Raw genomic sequence first — 22,763 nt, 5'->3', positions numbered from 1 at the left:
CGAGGCGCAGCCCGTCTTCCAGGGTAAATACGCCCGCTGCCTAGGCGGCGGCCAGCTCGCCGACCCCGCGGCCCGCCACCACCCCGGGGCGCACGCCCACGCTCGCCCAGAGGGCCGTGCGCGCGCACGCAAGCGAATAGATGGCCGGCTGTGCCCACTCCGGGTCGTCCAGCCTGCCGGCCGCGCCCGCCCGCCCGAACATGACGTCGATCAGGGAGGCTCCGCCGCGCTCGGTCGCGAAGACGGCGTCGCATCGATCCAGCAGCGCGCGCACGACGGGCTCGGCTTCGTACAGATCCTGCCCCATGCCGATCTGCTCGCTCCCCTCGCCGGCGTACACGAACGCGGTCCTGGGGGGCGCGGGGGGCCTGGGCATTCCCCTGGGCTCGGGCCCCAGGTCGGCGTGCAGCACGCCGTTCAGGCCCTCCCGCAGCGACTTGGCGTCGCGGAAGACCAGACCGGAGCGGCGCGCGAAGTGGCTGCGTCCCACGCCGGCCGTCCAGGTCATGTCGGCGAGCAGTGACCGCGCCGTGCCATCTTCCGCGGAGAGAACTTCCTCCTGCTCGTCAAGCCATGTCAGATACCGGTGTGCAACATCCCGCAGCGCCGCCGGAGACTTCCCGGAAAGGGGCAGGACGCGCGTCTCCCGGGGAGCGAAGTTGCCGCGCGGGGCCGGTAGTTCGACCGCCCTTCCGGGCGACTCGGCTGGCACGGTGCGCGCGGGACCCGCGGCCCACGGCGCGTCCGTAAGCGCCGAAGCATCGCCGCCTGCGGCGCCCGCTTCGACGACAACGTGCGCGTTCGTCCCCGAAAGGCCGAAGGAGCTGACGCCCGCGCGCGCCGGCCGATCCGGACGGGAAGGCCAGTCCGTGGGCTCCGAAATGACCCGTACCGGAAGCTGGTCCCATTCCAGGTGCGGGGTCGGATTGTCGAAATGAAGCTGTTTCGGGATGCTGCCCCGGTTCATGGCCAGGACGGCCTTGATCAGGCTGGCAACGCCCGCCGCGCATTCCAGGTGGCCGATGTTGGTTTTCACCGAACCGATCAGCAGCGGCCGCTCCGGGCTCCGCTGCCGGCCGTAGACGGCGGCGGCAGCCTGCACCTCGATCGGGTCGCCCAGGTCGGATCCGGCTCCGTGCGCCTCCAGATAGTCCACTTCTCCGGGCTCGATGCCGGCGCGCGCAAGGGCTTCCTCGATGACCCGTTCCTGAGCCGGCCCGTTCGGGACCGTCAGACCCGCGCTGAAGCCGTTCTGGTTGACGGCGGATCCGCGGATCACACCCCAGATCCGGTCGCCGTCCGCCCGCGCCTCGCTCAGGCGCTTCAGCACGACGACCCCGCAGCCCTCGCCGCGCACGAAACCGTCGGCCTCGGCGTCGAAGGTGCTGCAGCGCCCCTTTGTGGACAGCATCCCGACTTCCTTCATGAAGGTCGTGATTTCCGGGGAAAGGATTGCGTTGACCCCGCCGACCAGGGCCATCTCCACCTCCCCTTGCCGCAGGGCGGAAGCGGCCTGGTGCACGGCCGCAAGGGAGGACGCGCAGGCCATGTCCAGAGGCACCGCCGGGCCGGTCAGACCCAGCGCAAAGGAGATGCGCCCGGCCGTCACGCTCATGGTGGTGCCGAGGTATCCGTGGGCCTCCCCGCTGATGGCGGCCACATCCCGATAGTCGCCGTTGCCGACCCCGGCATACACACCGGTGTTGCTTCCCGTGAGTCGCCCGGGATCCATCCCCGCGTCCTCGAGCGCGTGCCAGGTCGTCTCCAGCAGCAGGCGCTGCCGCGGATCCATCATCCGCGCCTCGATCGGCGTGATGCGGAAGAACCTGGCGTCGAACTTGTCGATGTCCTCGAGGAAGGCGCCCCGGCGGGCGGCGCTGTCCGCGCCGTGCGGATCCCCGGCGACCCCGTTCCAGGGGCCGGGGTCGCGGCGTCCGTCCGTTACCAGGTCGGCGCCGGCCTCGAGCAGGCGCCAGAACGATGCCAGATCGGGCGCTCCCGGAAATCGACAGGCCATCCCCACGATCGCGATGGCGTCATCCTCGTCCTGCACGCGGGGTTCGCGTGCCGGCTCCGGTGCGGCTTCGGAGACGGGAACTCCTCCGTCTTCGACCAGTTCCCCCGCCAGGTGCTCGGCGAGCGAGCCGATGTCCGGGTAATCGAAGACCAGCGTGTTCGGCGCCGTGTAGCTTCCCGCCAGGGCTCGGTTGAGCCGATTGCGCAACTCGACGGCCATCAGCGAATCCATCCCCAGATCGAAGAACCCGACCGTCGCCGCGGGGGCCGACGGCAGCCGCAGCACGGCCTGCACCTCGCCCTGGAGGAAGGACACCAGCACGTTCTCCCGTTCGGCGGCCGGAGCCTCTCTCACCTGGGTAAGGACGTCCTTCGGGGCGGCCGCGGAGTCCGCCTCGGCATCCGACGCCGCGGACAGGAGCTCCTCCAGCAGGGGAGGACGCTCTTCCACGGCCTCTTCAAACACCGACCAGTCCATCGCCATCACCACGGACGTCGTCACATCCTGACGCACCAGGCGATCGAATGCCCGGAGTCCCTGCTGAGGCGTGAACCAGCGCCCGCCGAGCGCCGACCGGCGCTGGTCGATCCGTTCGCGCTGCTCCGCCGCCTCGCCGATCTCCGACCACGCCCCCCAGGCGATCGCCTGTCCCGCGAGCCCCAGCGCGCGCCGGTGTCCGGCCAACTGGTCCAGGAAGGCGTTGGCGGCGGCATGGTTCGCCTGGCCGGGATTGCCCATGACCCCGACCCGGCTCGAGAAGAGGACGAACATGTCCAGGTCGCGATTCACCGTCGCGCGGTGCAGATGCCACGCACCCAGGATCTTGGGCCCGAGCACCTGTTCGAACCTCTCCCAGGTCTGGTTGGTGAGGGCGCCGTCGGAGAGCACGCCCACGCTGTGGATCACGCCCGCGAGCGGGGGCAGCCGCCGGTCCATGTCGGCCAACATGCGGTCCAGCGCGGCCGCGTCGGCCACATCCGCCAACGCGACCTCGACCGTCACCCCGCGTTCCCTGAGCGCGCGGATGGTCTCCTCGGCGGCTGCGTCCGGCGCGCGGCGCCCGTTGAGCACGATCGCCCCTGCGCCCCGGTCCGCGAGCCATTCGGCCACGGCGCACCCGATCCCGCCGAGGCCGCCCGTCACCAGATAGGTGCCATCCTGGCGCAGCCGGCCACCGGAGAGCGGGGGCGCGGTCACGACGATCTTCCCGAGATGCCGGGCGGAGCGCATGAAGCTCAGCGCCGCGCCCGCCTCGGCCAGCGGCCATCGGCTGTGGACGATCGGTTCGAGATCTCCGGCGGCAATGCGCGCCATCACATCGCGCAACACCCTCCCGACCCACTCCGGATCGGTCTTCTTCAGGACGTCCAGCTCCAGGATGTCGTAGGAGACGTCCGGACGGGCCGCCGCCATCTCGTGCTCGGTCAGAATGTCGCGCCGGGCCATCTCCACGAAGCGGCCTCCGTGCCTCAGACAGGCCAGGCTGGCGTCGATGAAGCCCTCACCGGTAAGGCTGTTCAGCACGATGTCCACCCCGGCGCCGTCCGTCGCATCGAGGATCTCTTCGCCGAACGCCGTGGTGCGGCTGTCGAACACATGTCTGACGCCGAGCGACCGCAGGTACGCCTGCTTGGGGGCGCTCGCGGTGGCGTAGACCTCCGCGCCCGCAGCCTGCACCCACTGGATGGCGGCCAGACCCACGCCGCCCGCGCCCGCGTGAATCAGAACCCGCTCGCCGGGCTCCAGTCCGGAGTACTCGAAGGACAGGGCAGCCGAGACGAAGGCGCTGGGGATGGTCGCGAGTCCGGTCTGAGAGATATCCGTCGGCGCCGAAGCCACCAGTTCCTCGTGGGTGATCATCATTGGCCCGAACGCGCCAAATCCCATCCCGACCACGTGGTCGCCCACCGACACCCGGGACACCTCGGCCCCGATCTCGACGATGCGGCCGCACATCTCCCTGCCCAGCAGCCCCTCCTCGATGAACCCCAGGGAACGGAACACGTCCCAGAAGTTGAGCCCGGCCGCGCCCACGGCGACGCGGACTTCCCTGGGCTCCAGGGGACGGGCCGGCAGCGGCTGCACGTACGGCCGGTCGAACACCCCGCCCTGATCCGGAGCCAGCACCCAGTCGGGTTCCTCCGGCAGCGCCAGCCGTTCGGCCTCCGACTCCGCGCGGATCAGGCGAGCGACCCGCCGGCGCCCGAAGCGGTGGATGACGTGGTTCTCGGAGTCGGGATACAGGAGTTCGTTCACGAGGTCGGGTTCGGGCGCCATCTCTCCCGGATCCAGATCGATCATCCGGGGCTGCAGGTGCGCCGCTTCCCGGGCCACGCCCTTGCCGAAGCCCCACAGAACCGCGCCGGCCAGCTCCCCCCCGCGCTCACGCTCCAGCACCTGCGCTCCGCGGGTCACGAACCAGATGCCCTTTTCCGGGGTCAGGCCGGAGTCCGCCACGCCCTGCGCCAGGGCCAGGGCGGTAGCGCCCATCCGTTCAATGTCGTCGGCCACGTCGCCGGTCGTCGCGTCCTGACCGGCACCCTCGAGTGCCATCAGGTGCGCGACACCGCTGAAGGGTACGTCACCCGGAAGGCTGTCGATCAGCGATCGCCAGGACTCGCGCCGCTGCATCTCGACCGTCGCGGCAAAGACGCCGGGGCCGTTCGGCTCGGGCAACTCAACGTCCGGTTCGCCGCCGATGGCCAGCACCACCGTCTGGTTGCGAGCCGCCAGGTCGGTTGCCAGCTGCGCCGCCGCGCCCCCCTCGTCCGCCGCCAGGATCCACGCGCCGGGCGGCTCCCGCACCTCGGCGGGCCCCTGCGCCACGATCACGCCCTTGTCCGGGGTCCGGTCCGTGTCGGCTTCGTCCACCCCGAGCACCTCGACCCCCTCGAAACCGGCGTCGCCGAGCGCGCGTCGCCATACCGCCGGGCTCGCCAGGGCATGATGCGGCCGGTAGTCGTCGGCGAACCGCCACCAGCCGTCGAGCTGCCCGAACGTGAGGTCCATCCACCCCAGGCCGCTCAGGTTTTCGAGCGCGACCAGCTGTCCCGAGGGCGCGAGCAGCCGGCGGCAATGCCCCAGCGTCTCCTCCAGGTATCGCGTCGCATGCAGGACGTTGGACGCGAGCAGGAGGTCGTAGCCGTGGGCCGCAAACCCCTGCTCGACGGGATCCTTTTCGATGTCCAGCGGACGGTACTCGATGCATCCGCCCCCATCTCCGAAACGGGCCTCCGCTTCCGAGAAAAAGCCTGCCGAGATGTCGGTGTACATGTAGTCGAATCGTCCCTCGGGCAGCAGCGGCAGCACGGAGGCCGTGGCCGAACCCGTGCCCGCCCCGACCTCGACCACCCGCAGGCGGCGTCCTTCGGGGAGGGCGTCGACGAGTTGCCGGACCGCTTCTTCGAGCAGCCGGTTCGCCGCGCGCGCGACGGGTGCCTTGAGATACAGGTCGGCGGCGGTCGGCTCTCCGCTGCTGAACAGCAGGGTGAGCGGATCCTCGCGGCCGCGCAGCACCTCGGGGAGGGCTCCGCCCGACCGCCTGAAGAGCCCCACCTCAGTCAGGCCGTGGGGATGTCGCCGGGCCATCACGGCGGCGTGCGCGTCCGGTTTGGGCGGAAGGACTTCCGGCCACGGATCTTCCGATCCCAGCACCACGACGAAGCCGGATCCCTCCTCGACCAGCACACCCGACTTGGCGAGCATCTCGAGCATCCGCCGAAATACGCGGCTGTGCTCCGGCATGACGCGGAGTTGCTCCCGCAGAGCCTCCGGATCCACGGCCGCGCCCCGGCTTCGCCGCCATCCCAGCGCGTCCAGGGTCGCGAGCGCGTACGACCAAGACCAGTGCTCGAGATCGGTCAGCAGGGCATCCCGGTCATCCGGATCGACTCCCGCCTCGATGAGATGTTCCGGGAACAGGCGGGAGGCCGATTTCACGGCTGCGGGGCTGGGGAAGAAGTCCGCCGGGGGCATGCCCGGCGGAAGGGCGCGTTCCCGCCACACGACCTCGTAGAGCAGGTCGTTGACGCCCTCGACCGTCGACAGCAGCGCCGCGCGCGTCGCCCGCTTCACCGTGTAGCCGCTCAACCCGCCAAGCAGCCTCCCCTGCGGGTCGTAGATGCGCAGCTCACCGGTCAGGACCTCGGGCGTTTCGTCCGCATTCGCTTCCGCCGCGACGGACCCCTCGTTCAAGCGTACATGGCACAGCACCTGGTCGGGCAGGCGTCCCGTCGTCAGCCAGCAACGTTCCCAGCCGAAGGGCAGGTAGGTGACCGAGCCGTGCGGTCCGGTCAGGTCGCGGGCGGCTCCCACGACCTGAAAGCAGCCGTCCAGGACCAGCGGATGAACGTCCAGCGCGTTCGAGCCCAGATCTTCCGGAAACGACACCTCGCCCAGCGCTTCCCCCGGAGCGGACCACGCTCTGCGCAGCGTGCGGAAGGAGGGGCCGAGCTCGACCCCGGTCCCTGCCCGGGCGCGGTAGTAGTCCGCGACGTCCATGGGCGAGAGGCGGGCTTTCAGGCTGTTCAGGTCGATCCGCCCGGGGGCCTCCGGCGGAGACCCGTCGGGTGACACGCGCCCCTCCACGTGCATCGTCCATTCGTCGTCACCGCCCCTGCTGAAGAGCTGGAATCGGCGCGATGCCAGCGGATCGCCGGCGTCCAGCACCAGTTGCATCCGGCGCGCGGGCTCGCTCCTCCCGTCCCCGGAGTCCTCCTCCGTGAACACCAGCGCGTTGTGCAGTTGCACGTCCTCCACGGCCGCGGTCGCGCGCCCCTCGACGCGCGAGGCCGCCACGGCCATCGCCCCGTACAGCGCGCCCGGCGCCACGACCCGTCCGAACACCCGGTGATCGTCCAGCCACTCCGGATCCGAGGGGAACAACTCCGTCTCGAACGTGACCTCGCCGCGCGCCGTCTCGTGCCGGGATCCCAGCAGGGGATGGCCGGCTCCGAGCACCCGCCGCCTGGGGGCCTCGAGCCAGTGGCGCCTTCGCTGGAACGGATAGCCGGGGACCGAGATCCGCCGCCGGACCTCCCCCGCGAACAGCCCCTCGAACCGGATCGGGAGCCCAGCCTGATAGGCACCCGCGACCGCCTCCGTGAAGTCGCCGCCTTGGGGCGCCGCCGGGTCGTCGGAGGGTGGGCTCAGCGTCGAAATCACCGCGGGCGTCAGAGTCCCGGCCGACTCCGGCCAGGCCGACAGCGCCATCGGGGCCAGCACCGAGCGTGGCCCGATCTCCACCACCAGATCCACGCCCAGCTCCGCGAGCGCTTCCACGCCGCTGGCGAACGCCACCGCCTCCCGGGCGTGGCGCCTCCAGTAGGAGCCGTCGAGGGCCTGGCCGGGCTCGACCGGCCGGCCGGTCAGGTTGCTGACCACGGTCAGGGAAGGGGAGGCTACCGCCACGCCCTCCAGGGACTCTTCCAGCGCGGGGAGGATGGGCTCCACCAGGGCGCTGTGGAAGGCCTTCCTGGTGTTCAGGCGCCGTACCCGAATCCCCTCGGAGTCGAAGTTCGCGGAGATGGTTTCGATCTCCTCAACGGGACCGCTGACCACCTGGTGGGTGCCGTTGTCTCCCGAGATGCTGAGTCCGATGCCGGCGGACGCGGCGTTGTGCGCCTGCACGGCCGCCGCCACGCGCGCAGAGGGCGCGAACACCGCGGCCATGGCCCCGTCCGCCATCCCCGACATCAGCGCGCCGCGCGCACAGGCGAAGCGCATGCCGTCCTCCAGGCTGAACACGCCCGCCGCCTGCGCCGCCGCCAGTTCGCCGACGCTGTGACCCACCACCACGGCGGGGCGCACTCCCACGCTCGACCAAAGGGCAGTCAGCGCGCATCCCAGCGCGTAGAGGGCCGGTTGCTCCCAGGCGGTGTCGCCCAGTTCTCCCCGCGCCCCGCCACGGCCGAACATGACATCCAGCAGAGACGCGCCCCTTTCGTCGCGGACCACCGATTCGCAGCGGTCGAGGACGGCCCGCGCCACGGGCTCCGTCTCGTACAGTCCCCGGCCCATCCCGACCCACTGGCTTCCCTGTCCGGTGTAGGCGAACGCCACCTTTCCGGCGGCGCCCGGCCCTGGAATGTCCCCGCCTTCCGTCACTGCCTCCAGCTGCCGGCGGAGTGACGCGGCGTCCCGGAACACCACCCCGGCGCGATGGTCGAAATGGCTGCGTCCCACGCCCGCGGTCCAGGCCATGTCCGACAGGAGCGGTTCCGCGTCGGCTCCTTCCATGGCCAGCTGGTCAGCCCGTTCCTCGAGCCACGAAAGATACCGCCCGGCCGATTCCCGCAGCGCGGTCTCCGACTTGCCGGACAGAGGCAGCAAACGCGCCTGGCGCGCCTGCAGGTCCCGGTCGGGCAACTGCAGATGCCCCAGAGTCGCGGGAAGCGCCACCTGGACCGATTGCCGCGATCCCGCCGCCAGGGGACCCTCTTCATCCGCAGCCCCGTTCGGGCCGCGATACTCCTGCACTACGAGGTGAGCGTTCGTTCCGGAGATGCCGAAGCAATTGACCCCGGCCACCCGAGCGCGGCCCGGACGGTCCGGCCAGTCCATGGTCTCCGAAGTGACGCGCAGCGGCATGCGATCCCAGTCCACCGCCGGGCTGGGATCGTGGAAATGCAGGTGCTTCGGGATGATGCCTCGCCTGACCACCAGCGCCGCCTTGATGAGCCCGACGACCCCTGCAGCCGACTCCAGATGGCCCACGTTCGTCTTCACGGAGCCGATCAGAAGCGGGTCGCGGGCGTCGCGTCCCCTGCCGTAGACGCTGGATACGGCGTTCAGCTCGATCGGGTCGCCGACCGCGGTTCCGGTTCCGTGCGCCTCGACGTAGTCCACCTCCAGCGGATCGACCCCCGCCTGGAACAAAGCGTCCTCCATGACCTGTTCCAGAGCGGGCGTGTTCGGCACGGTCAGGCCGACACCGGTCCCCCCGTGGTTCACCACCGAGCCCCGGATCACCGCCCAGATCCGGTCCCCGTCCGCCACGGCGTCGCTCAGGCGCTTGAGGACTACGACGCCGCAGCCCTCGGCCCGAACGTAGCCGTTCGCGGAGGCATCGAAGGTCTTGCACTGCCCATCGGGGGACAGCATCATCGCGTCCGCGCGCAGCTCGTAGATGCGCCCGTTGAGGATTGCCTGAACGCCACCCGCAAGGGCGAGGTTCGCCTTGCCCTGCTGCAGATCTGCGACCGCGTCGTTGATCGCCACCATGGCCGAGGCGCAGGCGGCGTCCACCGCCTTGGCCGGGCCGGTCAGCCCGAGCACGAACGAGACGCGCCCGGCGGTCCCGTTCAGGTTCGTGCCGCTCAGCGCGTACAGGCACGCCGCCGCCTCGGCGGGCTTGGCCGAATCCACCACCAGCATGCGGTACTCGTCGTTGCTGATCCCCGAGTAGACGCCGGTGCGGCTCTCCCTCAGGCGATCCGGGTCGATGCCCGCGTCTTCAAGCGCCTGCCAGCTCACCTCCAGCATCATGCGCTGCTGTGGATCGAGGAGTTCGGCCTCTACAGGGGATATCCGGAAAAAGGCGTCGTCGAACCGGTCGATGTCGTCGACGAATGCGCCGAAACGGCAGCCCTCGCTCTGGACCGCATTGTCGCCGAATATCTGGCCCCAGCGCCCCTCCCCGGAACCGGGAACCCCCTCGACCACAGCGTTTCCTCCGGTCTCCAGCAGGCGCCAGAAGGCTTCGATGTCGTTTGCGCCCGGGAACCGGCACGCCATGCCGATGATGGCGATCGGCTCTCCGGATCCGGACGCAGACCTGGAGGCTGAATCAGGCATGGAAGCTGACATATCTCGTTTCCTGCGCTTCCCTCGAAGCGGATGTCGATACTTCGTTCGCGTGAAGGGTGAGAGCGACCTGCGTTTGCGCACGGTCCCGTTACAAGGATAGCCGCACTCCGTTGGAGTGGCAGCACCGCGCCGGCACGACGAAGGCGCCGCCGGACCGATCCGACGGCGCCTTCTTCCAGTGTTTTCTGCTCAGCCCGGCACGATGGCCGCTGGCCCGAACAGATACGATCACTCGGCTAACGGCGATCGCTTGCCCATGCCAGGCTGAACAGGGTACTTGGACTAGACAATTGATCACCTCCTTTTCATGAGTCGACATCGGGCCGAACACCGGCGGGCCCAGGCCCGCGGTCCGTCGGAGAACGCCATCTGAGCGATTCCCCAGCGGCCCGCCACCCCCTAATGGAGCAGTTGCCGAAAATTACATGGCCGTGACGCCTGCGGCAAGCGAGGGGCGGGACGCGGGGGATCATTTGTTTCCGGCGCAGGCGGGATCGGACGCCCGGTGCTGCGAGCGCAGCCTTTCGTCCCGGGAGAGTGAGTTGGATTCCCGCCGTGCCCGCCTCAGACACGCGGCAGGACGGCTACGCCTCCCGGAACGCCTTGCGGAAGAGCATGAGGGCGACCGCGATCGCGATCCCGATCCACAGGAATCCCCAGGCCATGGTGGGGATGCCGGTCATCTCGGCGAGCATGCGCGCGTCGGACTGGAGTTCCGGCCGGTCGATGATGTCGCTCTTGATGTCGAGGATGGCGTACAGACAGCTGGTGAGCCCGAGCGCGGTGAGCAGTACCCGGTTCGCCCGCGCCGGGAGCTTTGCCGCCGAGGCGAAAAGGGCCAGCCCGAAGAGCAGGCCGAAGCCGAAGCCGAAGCCGTTGCGCACGTACAGGAGGGTGAGCACGATCACCATCACGCCCACCGCGCCGACGATCCACCGTGACGGCCGGGCGCCGGCGCGCGCGCCCATGAGCAGCAGCGCGCCCCAGCCCAGGCTCCCCAGATATCCTGCGGACAGTGTCAGGAACGCGTTCCCGCCGGGACAGTAGCACACGCCGCCCTGGGCCGGGTCGAGTTCGATGCCCTCGATGGTGCCCCCGGTGGCGAGCGCCGCGATGCCGTGGCTGATCTCGTGGAGGAGCACCACGAAGACCTTCAGTGGATAGACGACGGGTGTATCCCACGCGAACCAGATCGCCCCGAAATAGAGGGCGAAGCCGGCGAGGAAGACGAGGCGTCGTTTGGTCTGGGGGTTCATGCCGGATAGGTACGTCGCGCGGAGGCGAGGGGTTCCAGAGCCGGCGATTCCTGCGGCAGGAGCGTCAGGGCGCCCGGCCCTCGAGGATGGCCGCGAGCACGCGCGCGTCGATGTTGCCGCCCGACACCACCGCGACGACCGGGCCGTCGCCGACGCCGGGAAGGTCGCCCAGCCCCGCCGCCACCGCCGCCCCGCCCGCCCCCTCCGCGACCACGTGCGCGCGCTCGGCCAGCAGCCGGATCGCCTCGCGGACGTCTGCGAGCGACACGACCCGCGACCCGGCCAGGAGCGCGCGGGCCAGCGGCCACATTCCGGGCAGCAGGCCGGCGCCCCCGATCCCGTCCACGAACGACCGCTTGTACGGGACGTCCACCGGCCGGCCTGCCCGGAGCGACGCCGCCAGCGGGGCCGCCGTCTCCACCTCGGCCGCGAACACCCGCGTCTCCGGCCGCAGCGCGCGCACAGCCGTGGCGATCCCGCACGAGAGCCCGCCCCCGCCGAAGGGAACCACCACCGCGCGCACGTCCGGCAGGTCTTCCACGACCTCGAGCCCGATGGTGCCGTTGCCGGCGATCACGGCCGGGTCGCTGACCGGGTGGACGAAAAACCCCTTTTCGCCGGGATGGCCGTAGTCGCGCAGCACGGCCCACCACTCGGCGAACGGTACCGGGACGGAGGTCGCTCCCAGCCGAGCGATGGCATCCAGCTTGGCCGCGGGCGCGGTGTCCGGAACGATCACCCGGCAGGGGATCCCGCGCCGCCGGGCCTCGTACGCGACCCCCTGGGCCATGTTGCCGGCGCTCCCGGTGTAGACCCCGCGCGCCAGCCGGGCGCGGTCGGCGAGCGCCATGGCGTTGGCGGCTCCCCGGATCTTGAACGACCCGATGGGCTGCAGACACTCGAGCTTGAGCCACACCTCGGCGGACGCCCCCGCCGCCCCCAGGCGCACCAGCGGCGTGCGGATGGCGGCTCCGGCGATGCGCTCGCGCGCCGCCCGGATGTCGGCCAGGTCGATGGGCCCGACCGGCTTCATCCCGCGGCCGCCCCCGGACCAGGCCGCGCCTCGCGGTCCTCGAGCGGATTCATCCACGGACTGCCTGTAACGCCGCCGCGATGCCTTCGGCCGCGCGGGCAATGCACCGCTCCCCGATCTCGCGGCTCATCCCGCGCGGGTCCCCCAGCACGCCGTTCGAGGTGACCGCTCGCAGCCCCTCTCCAAATATCCGCTCGGCCAGCGCCGCGTCGAACCCCCCCACATATCCCGCCTCGGCCAGCTCCGCCCGCACAAGGTCGGGGCGGATGCAGAGCATCTCCGAACTCTCTGCGATGTCGGCGTGACCGCCCACGCGATCGGTGAGGCCGGGGGCCACTTCCCGCACCGCACCCTGCCACAGCCCCACGAACTCGAGCAGGTCGGTATATGCGTGCACCGTGCAATCGGGGGCGCCGGCGGCCCCGAGTTCGTCCAGCATGGCCGCCAGGGGCGCGAAGTTGCCTCCGTGGGACGGCACAAGGTACACGGCGCGGAAGCCGTGGCGCGCGAGGCTTTCCACATAGTCCAGGCAGATCGCCCTGAGGGTATCCGTGCTCACCGAAATCGTGCCCGGGAAGCCCATGTGGTGCTCGGAGCATCCCACCCGAATCGTGGGGCCAATGAGGCTACGCCCCAGACGGCGCGCCACCTCGAAGGCGAGCCGGTCGCCACGCGCCGCGTCCACCAGCAGCGGCAGGTGCCTGCCGTGCTGCTCGATGGCACCCACGGCCACCACGACCGAGGTGAACCCGCCGGCCAGAGCCGCCTCCACTTCGGGCCAGGTCATCTCTTCGAGGAGAAGCGTCTTGAGCATGGCTCCAACCTATGCCGGGGCCAGCCTCCGCTCCAGGTGATCGAGGAGCAAGGCGACGGTCACGGCCAACCGACTTGGCCGACCTGACCGGGCCGGGTATACTGCCTCACTCTCGTGCCACCTCAGGGAGAAACCGGAATGCCCGACGAAGCCGACCCCGAGCCGCCACCTCGTCGCGGGCGCACCCCGGAGCGGAGCTAGCCATGCTGCGCCAGGTTCTGCTCTGGGCCTCCGAGAACGCATGGATGGAGCGCCAGATGCGGCGCCGCGCCTTTGCGCGCCGGGCGGTGTCGCGCTTCATGCCGGGCGAGACCGCCGGCGCGGCGCTCGAGGCCGCCCGGGGGCTCGCCGAGCACGACATCTCGACGGTGTTCACCAAGCTCGGCGAAGCCCTCGAGGACCGGGACGAGATCGAGAGGGTGGTACGACACTACGTGGACCTGATCGAGCGCATCGCGGCGGAGCAACTGCCCAGCCAGATCTCCATCAAGTTGACCCAGCTCGGCCAGGACCTGGGCCCGGAGGTGGCGCAGGCCAATCTGGAACGGCTGGCGGCGGCCGCCGCCGCGCAGGGGGACGTCCTGTGGGTGGACATGGAGGCATCGCCGTACGTCGACGAGACGCTGGACATCTTCACCGCCACGCTGGCCCGATATCCCGACCTCGGTCTGTGCGTGCAGGCGTACCTGTACCGCACGGCCGCGGATGTGGAGCGGCTGCTCTCGCTGGGGGCGCGCCTGCGGCTGGTGAAAGGGGCCTATCAGGAACCAGGGGACATCGCCTGGCCCCGTAAGCCGGATGTGGACGAGAACTTCATGGTCCTCACCCGGCTCATGCTTGAAGACGCGAATCCGGGCGCGCCCCACGGCATCGCAACCCACGACACCGTCCTGCTCGGCCGCATCCTGGAGGAAGCGCGGGAGATGGGGCTGCCTGAAGATGCGTTCGAAGTGCAGATGCTCTACGGGATCCGGACGCGCGAGCAGTTGGCACTGAGGCGGCGCGGGATTCCCGTGCGGGTGCTCATCAGCTACGGGCCGCACTGGTACCCGTGGTACATGCGTCGCCTGGCGGAGCGGCCCGCGAACCTGGGATTCGTCGTCCGCAGTGTCTTCACGCGATAGGGATCTCGCCGTCGAAGGTCTGCGGGCGAACCTGCGCGCGGCGGGGATTCCGGCCCGAGAAGAGGACATCGACCGGGTCGTGACGGAGGGCATCCCGGACCGGGCGGTGGTCTTTCGTGCCTTGCTTGCGGCCGCGGGAGACGATTGCATTCCGGACTCTCTGTCGGGATGGTCGCTCGCCGGATCCGCGGCACACGGGGAAGGAAGGGACGCCGCGGATGCGGCCGCTGGCCCGCCCCAGGCCGCTGGCCCGTCCCCGTCCGGTGGCCCGCCCCCGTCCGCTGCTCGCGCGCGAACGGAGCCCGCGCCCTGGCCCTCGACCATCGCCGAGCTGGCGCCGCTGGTGCGCGCTGGCGCGGTGTCTCCGGTGGAACTCACCGAGCAGGCGCTGACCCGCATCGAAGAGGATGACGGCCGGGCGAACGCCTTCCAGTTGGTGCTGGCGGATGAGGCGCTGGCGACGGCGCGTCTCGCGGAGGAGGAGGTGCGGCGCGGGGCGTGGCGCGGCCCGCTGCACGGGATTCCGGTCGCGGTCAAGGATCTCCTGGCAATGAAGGACACGGCCACCACGTCAGGGTCGAAGGTCTTCGCCGATCACGTCACCGACCACGACGCGGCGGCGGTAGAGCGGCTGCGCGCGGCGGGGGCGGTGATCGTGGGCAAGACCCGGCTGTCGGAGTTCGCGTACTGGCCGGGCTCGACCAATCCGCACTACGGGCCCACTCCCAATCCCCGCGACCCCACCCGCGACGCGGGTGGGTCGAGCAGCGGCTCGGCGGCGGCGGTGGCGCGCGGCATGGTGTACGCCGCCCTGGGGACGGACACGGGGGGTTCGATCCGCATTCCGGCGGCGCTATGCGGGGTGGTGGGCCTCAAGCCCACCTTCGGGCGCGCGAGCCTGCACGGCTGCATGGCGCTGGCGTGGTCGCTCGACCACGTGGGCCCGCTGGCGCGCAGCGTGGAGGATGCCGCGCTCGTGATGGCCGCCATCGCGGGACCCGACCCGCGCGACCCCCGCACCCGACCGGCTCCTCCCTTCGCGGTGGCGGGCTCGCCCGGCGACCCGGCGCAAAGCTCGCGCCGCCTGTATGCCGACCTGCCCGGTGTCCGCGTCGGTGTGCCCGCGGACCTGCACCTCGCCGCACCCCTTCAGGAGGCCGCCGCGCGCTCGTGGGCGCGCGCCAACCGTGCGCTGGAGCAGGCGGGCGCAACGCTGGTGGAGGTTGACCTCGACGAGATCCACATGCTCCGCCAGGTTGCCGTGCTTACGCTGGGCGTCGAAGCCGCCGCGCATCACGCGCCGCTGCTCAGGGCCCACTACGACGACTACGGCGAGTTCTGCCGTGGCCGCCTGGTGGCCGCCTTCACCTTCTCGGCCCAGGACTTCCTCGGGGCGCAGCGGCTCAGGCACTGGATCCGCATGCGCTGGGATGCCGCGTGCCGCCACGTGGACCTGCTGAGCTTGCCCTGCCAGCCCGGCGTGGCCCCACCTTTGGATATGCCCGCCTCGACGGACCTCACGAATCTGTTCAACGCGCTCGGCTGGCCCGCGATCAGCGTACCCTGCGGTGACGGTGAGCAAGGACTGCCGCTCGCGGTGCAGCTCGTGGCGAAGCCTTGGGGCGAGGCTGAACTTTCGCGCGCGGCGCGGGCGGTGGAGGTGTGAGGAATGCCTGGACGATCGTCCTGATCCTGGCCGCCGCCTGCGGCGAGGACTCTGCCGGTCCCCAGGAGATAGCGGAGGTCCCCGGGCAGCTCGAGCCCGCCGTTCCCCCGGAAGGATACGACGGCCCTGCGGATTTCTTCGGCTTCCGCTACGGCTTCAAGGGGCAGCTGACCCGGACGGGGATCGGCGTGGGGCATCTTCCTCCAGAGGCCGGAGAGATGGACCGTGTTCCCTGGCTATGGATCGGCTGCTTTGTACGGGAAACCCAGGAAGCCGAGTACATGAAGATCGACCCCGTTGAAGGGTCGTCCTTCCCCTGCGGCTTCCGATGGCACGTGGACCACCTGGATGCCGTCGTCGAGTCTCCGCGTACGCCCCTTTGGGAGGCGCTCGTCGTCGTGATCGTGCCCTGAGGATGGCCCGTGCCGGGGAACCCGCGACCGGCTTCGCGCACTCCCTCGCGCACCTGTCTGGACTTAGTCTTATCGACTAAGTCCACTCAGACGAGTTTCCTCCAGGCCTCGAGCGCGCGGGCCACCTCCCCGGGCGCCGCAGTGGCGGCTCCCCGGCGCCCGACGACCACCGAAGCGGCCGCGTTCGCCAGCACGGCAGCGCCCAGGACGTCCGCGCCGGCCGCGAGCCCGAGCGCCAGCGCGCTTGCAACCGTGTCGCCGGCCCCGGTCACATCCGCGACCTCTCCCCTGCGGGCAGGCGGGATGTTCCGACAATGCCCGGCGCGCTCGAAGACGCTCATCCCCCGGCTTCCGCGCGTGACCACCATGGCGCGCGCGTTCAGGCGGCGCAGGAGCTCTCTTCCGGCCGCTGTGACATCGGCGTCGCTGCGAAGGACGCGGCCGAGGACCCCCGCCAACTCCTCTTCGTTGGGGGTGGCCACGGTCACGCCCTGGAACTCGGACAGCTGATAGCGAGAGTCAGCGCACGACGGAATGTTCCTGTTGCGCGCCGCCTGGATCAGGCAGGAACGCACTGCTGGCGCAAGCGTCGCGTAGCCGTAGTCCGAGAGCAGTACCGCGTCGACATCGGAGACAAGCGCGCGAGCCCGCCTGACAAGGTCGTCGATCCGGCTCGCGCCGTACTCCCCGCCCCGGTCGATCCGCAATACCTGCTGCCTGACGGTATTGGCGGCTCCCGCGAGGATCCGGGTCTTGGTGACGGTGCGGCGCTCCGGGTCGCGCAGCATCCCGCGCGTATCGATGCCCGCCGCCCGGAACAGCTCGACCACCCTGTCTCCCTCCCGGTCGCGTCCGACCAATCCCAGCGGAATCGGCTCCCCGCCCAGGGCGTGCACATTGCGGGCGGCGTTTCCCGCCCCTCCGAGGCTCGTATCGTCGCTCTCGTGCTCGATGATGACGACGGGAGCCTCGCGGGAGAGGCGTGTCGCCTGTCCGACGAGATACCGGTCGAGTAGAAAGTCGCCCGCCACCAGGATTCGGCGGCCGGCAAGTGCGTCGACGCTCCTGAGGGCCACGTCGCGCGCGCGCTTCAACCGGTCGTCGGGGTCCATGTCCTCGTCACCTCGGGTGTTGTGGAAGTGCGGCCACGATCGCGCGCGCGGCCGCGAGCAGGTCGTCGCAGATCAGGTCGGGCTCGACGCGCCAGCGGTGGCGCAGGTACTCGATCTGGCCGCGCCCGTAGCCGGTGCGCAGCAGAATTCCGCGCGCTCCGGCAGCATGCCCCGTCTCCACATCCGTGATCATGTCGCCGGCCATCCAGGAAGCAGTCAGGTCCACCCCGTGCTCGCACGCCGCCCGGTGCAACATCCCCGGAAGGGGCTTGCGGCAGTCGCACACGGCCGGCCGTCCCTCGGGAGGGAGATGCGGACAGTGGTACACCGCTTCCACGCGGGCCCCCTCGCGCGCCAGGGCGTCGACCAGGCGGCGGTGCACCTCGTTCAGCACCTCCTCGGTGAAATACCCGCGCGCGATCCCCGACTGGTTGGTGGCCACGAACACCCGGTAGCCGGCCCGGTTGAGCAGGCGGATGGCCTCCCCCGAAAAGTCGTGCAGGCGGAAGCGGTCGGGATGATTGATGTAGCCCACCTCGCGCGCGACCGTGCCATACAGGTCGAGGAAGACGGCTCCCTGAAGGCATGTGCGAGCGGCGGACATGATGCGACAGTATATCGCGCCCGGGAAGGAGGGGGCAGCCCCGCCTTGGTCGCGGTGCGCGCGAAACGCGCGCGAGACTGGAACGACGGGTCTCCCGCTCCTACATTCCTGCCTCTTCGGGGCCATAGCTCAGTCGGGAGAGCGCCTGCTTTGCACGCAGGAGGTCGCCGGTTCGATTCCGGCTGGCTCCACTTCCGCTGAGTCTTCGGGGTCAGAGGCTCCTACGAGGCGTGAGGCTACCTCGCAGGCAATGGAGATCGTGTAGAGGAGGGCTTCGGAAGATTAGCCAGGAGTGGTCGATACTCTCGGACGCGCGTTCCGCGGACGCCCTCGACGGACGGGCGCCTTGGCGAACTTCTCCGGCCAGCCGTTCCTCGATAGGTCGGGCGCGGTGTCAGGGTCGAGACCTCGGGCGGTAGAGCGCTCGTTCTCGTTCATTTGGCCTCCTCAAGCTGATGATCCGGTGCGCGCCGTCGCGAGTCCGGAGTTGTATATTTCTCCCGGACCGGGCAGCGGGCGATCCCGCTCGGACATGTCCGGAATCGGTATCGACCCTCCAACTCGTGGAGGTGGCGTTGGGCCAGAGCGGCAACTCCAATCGCAAGGAGGCAGTTGTGGACCTGAAATGCACGGCGGTGTTCCGGAAAGTTCCCGAGGGCTACATCGCCTTCATCGAAGAATTCCCCGGTGCCAACACCCAGGGCGCCTCCCTTGAGGAAGCTCGAGCGAACCTTCGGGAAGCCGTCGCGCTGGTGGTCGAAGCCAACCGGACCCTGGCCCGCGAGGACGCCGGCGGGGATGCGGTCATCAGAGAGCCGATCACCGTCACGGCGTGAAGCGCCGCGATCTGCTGCGGCACCTGACAGAACACGGGTGCGCCTTCCTGCGGGAGGGCGGGAACCACACCCTCTACATCAACCGGATGGCCAAGAAGGTTTCGACGATTCCCCGGCACAACGAGATCAACCGGGACCTCGCGCGAAAGATCTGCAAAGACCTCCAAGTGCCCCGTCCGCCAGAAAGCTAAGACCGGACGCGCTCTTCGCCGCCCAACTGTGCGGACGAAGCTGATATGAAGTTCTACCGCGACGCGCAGGGACGAGGTGTTGAGCGTGCTGGAGTAGCAAGGCGGGCGGCCCATCGCCGGCTCTGCAGCAACCCTCCATTTGGTGCCATTCTCCGGTCGATCGATTACGTTGCTCGCTCCACGTCCGGGGCCCGCCGGCCCGACCGTCGCAACGACCCGGTGACCTGAGCCCATGACCGAGATCCGTCCCGTGTACCGTCCGAACCGCCCCCGTCTCGCCAGGACGCCGACTCGCTCCGACACCACCCCGCGCTTCCTCTCCCTCGCGCGGGCATGCGCACTCTTCGCCGCCCTGCCGCTGCTCGCCCCCGCGGCCTGCTACGACGGCCCCCGGCCCGTGTTCGAGGACGGAGAAGCGCAGGTCGTCCCCGAGTTCGGGGATTCAGCCACCTGGGTGCGCCACGAACTCTGGGTCGAGACCGACTTCGATTCCGACGGCGACGGCGCTCCCGACCGCGTGCACGTGGACGTGACGCGCCCCGCCGCGACCGAAACCGGGCTCGAGGTCGCCGTGATCTACGAGACCAGCCCGTACTATTCCGGCACCGGCGGCCTCAACTTCGACTACTTCTGGGACATCCGGCAGGAGGTAGGCGAGCCGCCCCCTCCGCGCACGGTGATGCCTTCGATGGACCACATCGAGGAGCAGCCGGTCATCTCCAACTCGCACATCGCCACCTGGGTGCCGCGTGGCTTCGCGGTGGTGCACTCGCAGTCCCCCGGGACAGGCCAGTCGCAGGGCTGCCCCACCGTGGGCGGCGAGAACGAATCCCTCGCCCCCAGGGCGGTGATCGACTGGTTGAACGGGCGTGCGCGCGGCTTCACCGCGGCCGACGGCGGGGAGGAGGTGAGCGCCTACTGGTCCACCGGCAGCGTGGGCATGATCGGGACCTCCTACAACGGCACCCTGCCGCTGGCCGCAGCCACCACGGGGGTGGAGGGGCTGGAGGCGATCATCCCTGTGGCTCCCAACACGTCGTACTACCACTACTACCGGTCGCATGGTCTGGTGCGCTCGCCGGGCGGCTACCCCGGCGAGGACATCGATGTCCTCTACGACTTCATCAACAGCGGCCCGATGGAGAACCGCGACTACTGCAACCGCACCGTCCGCACCGAACTCATGCAGGCGCGCTTCGACCGCGCCTCGGGCGACTACAACGACTTCTGGGCCGGCCGCGACTACCTCAACCACATCGATGGCGTGCGCGCCGCGACGCTCATGGCGCACGGCTTCAACGACTGGAACGTGATGCCCGAGCACAGCTACCGCATCGTGGCCGCGCTGCGCGACCGCGGCGTGCCGGTGCAGGTGTACTACCACCAGGGGGGCCACGGGGGCGAGCCGCCGCTCAGCCTCATGAACCGCTGGTTTTCCCGGTATCTGTACGGGATCGAGAACGGCGTGGAGAACGATCCGGGCGCCTGGATCGTGCGCGGGGCCGACGACCGCCTGAGCCCCACCCCTTATCCGGCCTATCCCCATCCCGACGCGGAGCCGGTGCGCCTGCACCCGTCCGGCGAGGGACGGGCGCGGGGCATGCTCTCGCTCGAGGCCGATTCCGATGTCGGGGAGCAGTCGCTCACCGACGACGCGGGTTTCTCCGGCGCAGAGCTGGCCGGGGCGGAGGCCTCGGAGCATCGGTTGCTGTTCGCGACGCCCGCACTCGCGGACGACGTCCACCTGTCCGGCCTTTCCCGCGTGTCCCTCCGACTCGCCGCCGACCGCGCCGCCGCCAACCTCTCGGTCTGGCTGGTGTCGCTTCCCTGGACCGAGGGCGCGTCGATCAACGGCAACCTCATCACGCGCGGATGGGCCGACCCGCAGAACGCGGCCTCGCTGCGCGAGAGCGCGCCGCTGGTCCCGGGCGAGTTCGTCGAGCTCGCCTTCGACCTTCAGCCAGACGACCAGATCATCCCCGCAGGGCAGCAGATCGGGCTCATGATCTTCTCCAGCGACGCCGACTTCACCCTTCATCCCGAGCCCGGAACCCGGCTCACCATCGACCTCGCGGGAACCGCCCTCGACCTGCCTGTCGTGGGAGGGCGCGGGGCGCTGGCACGAGCGCTGGGCATCGACTGAATCAAGCATCGAAGAAGACCACAGATCCGGGAGGCCGTCATGTCCCGCAGCAAGCTTCGTCCCTCTCCCCTCATCGCCGGGATCGCGCTCATCGTGGTCGGAGTCCTCTTCGTGCGGTGTACGGCGGATCCCACGGACTCCGCCATCGCCGCCGGCCCCGGATCCCACGCCGACCTGGTGCAGCTCTTCGAGGAGTGGCGAGCCTTCGAGATGCCCGAATTCGTGGATGGCGTCCCCGACTATTCCGCCGCGGCGATGGCGCGCCAGCACGCCGAGCTCCCGCAGTGGCAGCTGCGCCTGAACGCCCTGGCCGCCGAGAGCTGGCCCGTCGCCGAGCAGATCGACTGGCACCTGGTGCGGGCGGAGATGAACGGGCTCGACTTCGACCACCGTGTGCGCCGGCCATGGGCGCGCGATCCGGCCTTCTATGTGATCATGTTCCTGGCGGAGAGCGACGTCCCGGCCCATGAAGGCGCCGTGATCCACGGCTGGGTCGATACCTGGACCTACGACTATCCGCTGTCGGACGCGGATGCGGCGGAACTCACGGCCCGCATCGGCGCCATCCCGGCGCTGCTGGAACAGGCTCGCGTGAACCTCGCCGACTCCAACGCCCGCGATCTCTGGCTGGCAGGCGTCCGCGACTTCGCCGGTCAGGCCCGTGACCTCGACACCTACGCCCAGCAGGTCGCCGGCACCAGCGCCGATCTCGACCAGGCCATCGCCGACGCGCGCGCCGCCTCCGAGGACTTCAGCGTCTGGTTGGAGGAGGGTGCCTCCTCCCGCACCGGGCCGTCCGGGGTCGGGGCCGACAACTACACTTGGTACATGCAGAACGTCCACCTGGTCCCGTATTCGTGGGAGGAGCAGGTGACCCTCATGCGCCGCGAGCTGGCGCGCTCGCATTCCTCCATGCGGCTGGAGGAGAACCGCAACCGCGCTCTGCCCGAACTCGAGCGCATCGCCTCCACGGAGGAATACGACCGGCGCCTGAACGAGTCCGTCGACCTCTACATGCGGTTCCTCGAAGAGGAGGAGGTCGAGACGATCTTCGACTACATGGATCCCGCGCTCAGGGCGGTGAACGGAAGCTTCTCGCCCGTGGAGCCCGGCGAACTGCGCAACTTCTTCCAGGAAGTCATCTACCGCGATCCGGACGCCTTCCGTCCGCACATGCACCACTGGATCGAGCTGGCGCGCATGCGCGAGGACCCGCACCCGAGCCCCATCCGGGCCGTGCCCTCGCTCTACAACATCTTCGACTCACGCTCCGAGGGCCTGGCGACCGGCGTCGAGGAGATGTTCATGCATCTGGGGCTTCTGGACGACAACTCGCCCCGGGCACGCGAACTCGTTTGGATCATGCTGGCGCAGCGGGCGGCGCGCGCCCTGAGCGGGCTCAACCTGCACGGCGACGTCTTCGACATGGAGGAGGCGGTCGAGCACGCGATGACCTGGACGCCGCGTGGATGGCTTACCGAGGGAGATCTGGTGCGCGGCGAGCAGAGCCTCTACCTCAGGCAGCCCGGATACGGCACCAGCTACGTCACCGGCAAGATCCAGATCGAGGAACTGATGTCCGAGTACGCCATCCAGGAGGGCGACGACTTCACCGTCAAGCGCTTCTTCGACGCCTTCTACGGCGCCGGCGTGATCCCCATCGTGCTCACGCGCTGGGAGATGATCGGCGAGAAGGATCCGATTCTTGAGTTGGACTGAGTTAGTCGCATCCGGAGGGCGGGCGCCGC

General features: G+C 69.9%; 13 protein-coding genes and 1 tRNA gene. 8 read left to right on the top strand and 6 right to left on the bottom strand.

Annotated elements, in window-relative coordinates:
- Positions 1-40: 40 nt before the first annotated feature.
- From OXU32_06750 to OXU32_06735, 4 genes are all read right to left on the bottom strand, one after another.
- Positions 41-9,811, bottom strand: a complete 9,771-nt coding sequence (locus OXU32_06750; GenBank protein ID MDE0073664.1) for an SDR family NAD(P)-dependent oxidoreductase — start codon at positions 9,809-9,811, stop codon at positions 41-43.
- Positions 9,812-10,407: 596 nt separating this feature from the next.
- Entirely contained in the window at positions 10,408-11,079 is a 672-nt protein-coding gene (locus tag OXU32_06745) for a M50 family metallopeptidase (protein ID MDE0073663.1), read from the bottom strand.
- A 64-nt stretch (positions 11,080-11,143) separates the two neighbouring features.
- Positions 11,144-12,112 (bottom strand): pyridoxal-phosphate dependent enzyme, encoded by a 969-nt coding sequence (locus tag OXU32_06740; protein ID MDE0073662.1) that lies wholly within the window; start codon positions 12,110-12,112, stop codon positions 11,144-11,146.
- Between the two features lie 49 nt (positions 12,113-12,161).
- Positions 12,162-12,926, bottom strand: coding sequence for a creatininase family protein (locus OXU32_06735; protein MDE0073661.1), 765 nt, complete (start codon positions 12,924-12,926; stop codon positions 12,162-12,164).
- A 203-nt stretch (positions 12,927-13,129) separates the two neighbouring features.
- Between OXU32_06735 and OXU32_06730 the strand changes: the two genes are divergently transcribed.
- The 3 genes from OXU32_06730 to OXU32_06720 are packed head-to-tail and all read left to right on the top strand — an operon-like array spanning position 13,130 to position 16,129.
- Positions 13,130-14,050, top strand: a complete 921-nt coding sequence (locus tag OXU32_06730) for a proline dehydrogenase family protein (GenBank protein ID MDE0073660.1) — start codon at positions 13,130-13,132, stop codon at positions 14,048-14,050.
- Complete coding sequence (locus tag OXU32_06725; protein MDE0073659.1) at positions 14,034-15,716, top strand: amidase; 1,683 nt, start codon at positions 14,034-14,036, stop codon at positions 15,714-15,716. Before OXU32_06730 ends, OXU32_06725 begins: the two co-directional genes overlap by 17 nt.
- Positions 15,713-16,129: a hypothetical protein gene (locus OXU32_06720; GenBank protein ID MDE0073658.1), complete on the top strand. Its 417-nt coding sequence runs from the start codon at positions 15,713-15,715 to the stop codon at positions 16,127-16,129. Before OXU32_06725 ends, OXU32_06720 begins: the two co-directional genes overlap by 4 nt.
- Positions 16,130-16,215: 86 nt before the next feature.
- On the opposite strand, the gene OXU32_06715 is transcribed toward OXU32_06720, so the two are convergent.
- Both OXU32_06715 and OXU32_06710 read right to left on the bottom strand, forming a co-directional pair.
- The gene (locus OXU32_06715) at positions 16,216-17,241 is read right to left on the bottom strand and encodes a PfkB family carbohydrate kinase (GenBank protein ID MDE0073657.1); all 1,026 of its coding nucleotides are present in this window, start codon (positions 17,239-17,241) and stop codon (positions 16,216-16,218) included.
- 7 nt (positions 17,242-17,248) lie between these two features.
- Positions 17,249-17,845: an HAD family hydrolase gene (locus OXU32_06710; GenBank protein MDE0073656.1), complete on the bottom strand. Its 597-nt coding sequence runs from the start codon at positions 17,843-17,845 to the stop codon at positions 17,249-17,251.
- A gap of 118 nt (positions 17,846-17,963) precedes the next feature.
- On the opposite strand from OXU32_06710, the gene OXU32_06705 reads away from it, so the two are divergent.
- The 5 genes from OXU32_06705 to OXU32_06685 all read left to right on the top strand — a co-directional run bounded on the left by OXU32_06705 (position 17,964) and on the right by OXU32_06685 (position 22,734).
- Positions 17,964-18,036: transfer RNA gene (locus OXU32_06705), tRNA-Ala, on the top strand.
- A 423-nt stretch (positions 18,037-18,459) separates the two neighbouring features.
- Positions 18,460-18,681, top strand: coding sequence for a type II toxin-antitoxin system HicB family antitoxin (locus OXU32_06700; protein ID MDE0073655.1), 222 nt, complete (start codon positions 18,460-18,462; stop codon positions 18,679-18,681).
- The gene (locus OXU32_06695) at positions 18,678-18,872 is read left to right on the top strand and encodes a type II toxin-antitoxin system HicA family toxin (GenBank protein ID MDE0073654.1); all 195 of its coding nucleotides are present in this window, start codon (positions 18,678-18,680) and stop codon (positions 18,870-18,872) included. Before OXU32_06700 ends, OXU32_06695 begins: the two co-directional genes overlap by 4 nt.
- Before the next feature lie 232 nt (positions 18,873-19,104).
- Complete coding sequence (locus OXU32_06690; GenBank protein MDE0073653.1) at positions 19,105-21,015, top strand: Xaa-Pro dipeptidyl-peptidase; 1,911 nt, start codon at positions 19,105-19,107, stop codon at positions 21,013-21,015.
- Positions 21,016-21,054: 39 nt separating this feature from the next.
- The gene (locus OXU32_06685) at positions 21,055-22,734 is read left to right on the top strand and encodes a DUF885 family protein (protein MDE0073652.1); all 1,680 of its coding nucleotides are present in this window, start codon (positions 21,055-21,057) and stop codon (positions 22,732-22,734) included.
- Positions 22,735-22,763: the final 29 nt, after the last annotated feature.

It is taken from the genome of Gammaproteobacteria bacterium (assembly GCA_028819075.1).
Classification (GTDB): Bacteria; Gemmatimonadota; Gemmatimonadetes; order Longimicrobiales; family Gaopeijiaceae; genus BD2-11.
The sequence above is the reverse complement of the archived record's forward strand: the minus strand, read 5'-3'. Positions and strand labels throughout refer to the sequence as shown.